Source organism: Acutalibacter intestini, assembly GCF_034334985.1.
Taxonomy (GTDB): domain Bacteria; phylum Bacillota; class Clostridia; order Oscillospirales; family Acutalibacteraceae; genus Acutalibacter; species Acutalibacter intestini.
In genome coordinates this window covers 1-2,990 of the sequence record NZ_JAWXXL010000087.1, presented here as the reverse complement: position 1 = coordinate 2,990, position 2,990 = coordinate 1, and the positions used below count along the sequence as shown (strand labels likewise).

At 50.1% G+C, this 2,990-nt stretch carries 6 protein-coding genes; 1 reads left to right on the top strand and 5 read right to left on the bottom strand.

All coding sequences use genetic code 11. The annotated features are described in order from the left end of the window. The 4 genes from U8U68_RS21675 to U8U68_RS21660 all read right to left on the bottom strand — a co-directional run. Nucleotides 1-202: helix-turn-helix domain-containing protein (locus U8U68_RS21675; RefSeq protein ID WP_322204510.1), on the bottom strand; the 202-nt coding region annotated here is incomplete at its 3' end. Nucleotides 203-258: 56 nt separating this feature from the next. Further along, the gene (locus U8U68_RS21670) at nt 259-612 is read right to left on the bottom strand and encodes a hypothetical protein (protein WP_217958837.1); all 354 of its coding nucleotides are present in this window, start codon (nt 610-612) and stop codon (nt 259-261) included. After that, nucleotides 599-880, bottom strand: a complete 282-nt coding sequence (locus U8U68_RS21665) for a helix-turn-helix domain-containing protein (protein WP_160579571.1) — start codon at nt 878-880, stop codon at nt 599-601. Before U8U68_RS21665 ends, U8U68_RS21670 begins: the two co-directional genes overlap by 14 nt. 356 nt (nt 881-1,236) lie before the next feature. Next, entirely contained in the window at nt 1,237-1,482 is a 246-nt protein-coding gene (locus U8U68_RS21660; RefSeq protein ID WP_322204508.1) for a helix-turn-helix domain-containing protein, read from the bottom strand. A gap of 138 nt (nt 1,483-1,620) precedes the next feature. Here U8U68_RS21660 and U8U68_RS21655 point away from each other — a divergent pair, with 138 nt between their 5' ends. Continuing rightward, the gene (locus U8U68_RS21655; protein WP_160642523.1) at nt 1,621-2,562 is read left to right on the top strand and encodes an HIRAN domain-containing protein; all 942 of its coding nucleotides are present in this window, start codon (nt 1,621-1,623) and stop codon (nt 2,560-2,562) included. Nucleotides 2,563-2,650: 88 nt separating this feature from the next. Here the strand turns inward: U8U68_RS21655 and U8U68_RS21650 are convergent, their stop codons facing one another. Then, nucleotides 2,651-2,836 (bottom strand): peptidoglycan-binding domain-containing protein, encoded by a 186-nt coding sequence (locus tag U8U68_RS21650; protein ID WP_322204505.1) that lies wholly within the window; start codon nt 2,834-2,836, stop codon nt 2,651-2,653. Nucleotides 2,837-2,990 lie beyond the last annotated feature (154 nt).

Here is a 2,990-nt window from a genome sequence, read left to right as displayed (position 1 = left end):
GTGCTTCGTCCGGATTGTAGCGATCCACTTCTACAAGATCGGTTGTCAACTGCACCATGCGGGCGCGCTTCTTTTCCCGATAAATGGTGCTAACGTGTACGTGCAATCTATCCGCGATCGCCTGCGGCTTTTCCCCGGCCAGCAATGCGGCTTCCAGCTTGTAGCGGTCTGTTTTTGATAAATGGCTGAAATAGTGTCCCATCTTGTAAACCTCCATAAAGCAGAAAAACGGGGGCGGTTTCCCGCCCCCTGCGCCTTTTACTCAATCTTCCCTTCCCTTGAACTAATAGGGTAATAGCTTCTTTTTGTTGGTGAAAACCATTCGTATTCCCGCACGCCTCCGGAAAATTCTTCCGCATAGCTTTCGCTATTTCGTGAACAAAATACCACGGCTTTCTTTTTCTTCGTGTTTGTGGTGTCGCTATAAACGACAAATGTTATTGTTCCTACCTCTGCTATAAAGCAGTCCCTTATTGAAGTATTCTTGAAAATTACTTCTTCTTCCGGCTTTCTTTCAACTGATATAATTTCAACATATCCGGCAACAGTCCCTGCGCGCGGATAAGCTGAATATATCAATCCGTATTTTTCCCCAGATTCAAAGCGGATCATTTTTTGTTCTCCCTTCGTACACCGTTAAAAGCTCCAACACGTCCGGATCGGTGATTAGATCGGACAATGTGCAATTCAGGGCGTTGCACAACTTCAAAAGGGTTTGCAGTTTCGCCGCGTTTAAGTCCTTCACGCCCTGTTCGTAATACTGCACCATGCGGGCATTTAACCCCGCCGCCGCCGCAAGCTGTGTTTGTGAAATTCCTGCGGCCCGCCGAAGCGTCTTCAATCTATCGTTTTTGTAGGTCACTTTAACGTCAATCGTCATTTCGCGCCGCCCCCTTGACATTTTCGCGTTTTATCGGTTATAATAAAGGGGCGGTAGGTGGGGAAGCCCACCGCCCAGCCTATTTACTGTTTGGGTTTTTGATTAGGCTTTATGGTAATTGTGATTCGTTCCACCGCTTCACTCTGTAAAGCCTTCTCAAAAACTTCAAGCAGTTTTTTTATCTGCTCTTCGCTCATTGGTACACCCCCTTTCTTCCGGGTGTTTCCTCCTTCCTTCATTACTCGGCTTCCCCTTGCCTGTGATTATATTATACACCTATAGGTGTAGTTTGTCAATAGCTTTCAGAAAAATAAATGCGAAAAAATGCAGAAACGGCGGGTTTTCCCGCCGCTTTTTCATTCTTCCAGCCCTACAAGCCATTGCATAGACACGCCAAGCACCTTTGAAAGCACCATCAATTCATAATCGGTCACAAAGCGCGTGCCGATCTCCATTCTGGAAACGCTGTCCCGCTCCATAATCACGCCTTCGATCTGCAATTTTGCCGCAAGGTCTTCTTGCGTAAGCCGCCGTTTTAGCTGCGCTTCTCGTATTCTGTCGCCTGAAACGTTTTTCTTTCCGTGGTAATCGTATATTTTCACCTGCCTTCGCCCCTTTCTGTGTTAATCATCAGCGCTATTCTTTACTTTAGCGCATTTTTGCGGTATAATCGTGTTAAAGGTCAGAACACAAACCGCGTTCCGGCCTGTTGCCAAAATATGAAAGGGGCTATTCAAACTATGAAAAAAAGCAAACTGATCCGAATTGTTCTTCTGTCCTGTTCGCCTCTCTGTCTGGCCGCGGCAATAATCCTTTTTGCCGAAGGCGACATAGCTTCCGGCGTTTGCGGCCTTGCGCTTGCCGCTGTGCTGATCTTTTTCGGATTGCGGAAGAAGAAAACGCCGCCCGCAATGAAGCCAGAAAGCTCGCCTTTGTCAAATTCCGCTCCCGTCGCGCCGCCTGAACCAGCAAGGCCGAATATCCCCGCGGCTACCATTGCCCCGCCTGCGCCGAAGCAACCGGAAGCCCCGCCCGCGGCAACCCCCGCCGTGCCAGTTCTCCCCGCGGTTTCCGGATATGAGTTGAAGTATAAGTATTCCGAAGTCAACATAGCCGGAAGCGCACATTATGAATGTGACGGGCTTTCGATCGGAAAAATGATTGACTTTGTACCAGAACCCGACAACGAACACGACCCGAAAGCCGTTGCAATTTTCTATGATGGTATCAAGCGCGGCTATCTTCCAGCAAACCAGCTTCAAGCCATGTATCACGACTTCCGCGCCCGTGGGGGCGACGCGATAGGCATTATTACGCGCCTTGGCTCTGGAAGCCTTCAAATGCTTTTGGGTTTTTATGTGAAAACAAAAAAGCCCGCGACGGAAGGTAAAACACTTTTGCAGGACAACAAAAAAGCAAAGGTCTTCCGACTTTCCGGGCGCGTTAGCGACGATATGTTATCCAGCCTATCAATATACGAAAAGGGCGACGGCGTAGAATATGAATTCGATTACACGAAGGGCAAGTATTTAGCCACTATCGGCGGGGATATAGGCTATTTCCCAAAATCAGCCGAAGCACTGCTTGAAGCAGGCGCAAAAGCCTTCATTGATCGCATTGACTACGATAGCGAAAAAGACAAGTACACTGTTTATGTAGCACTTTTCCCAACAGAAGGATAACCCCGCACACAAACGAAAAAAGCCCCCGTGCCAGCCGATAACGGCCAGCACGGGGGCTTCTCTATGCGTTCAGTAAATGGGGCGGGTGTTACCCGTTCCATGTGCCGCCCAACGCGGCCACGGTGAAGCGTCCGGCCCTGCCGTCCACAATAAGACGGTTTGCGGCCTGAAAGCACCGCACGGCATAGGCCGTGTTGCGCTCATACACACCACTTGCGCCGGACGCGCCGCAATGATACCCGCGGGCGATCAAGGCGGCTTGCAGGGCCTTCACGTCTTCGCCCTTCATAAGCGGTTTTGTAATTTTCAGGGCGCGGGCTTTATGTACGCTGTTCCGTGTGCGTCTTCGGAAGGGCGAAAACGGCGGCTTCAATCGCGCCATCAACAATTTTCTTCATGTCGCCGTCAAGCTCCACCCCCGCCGCGGC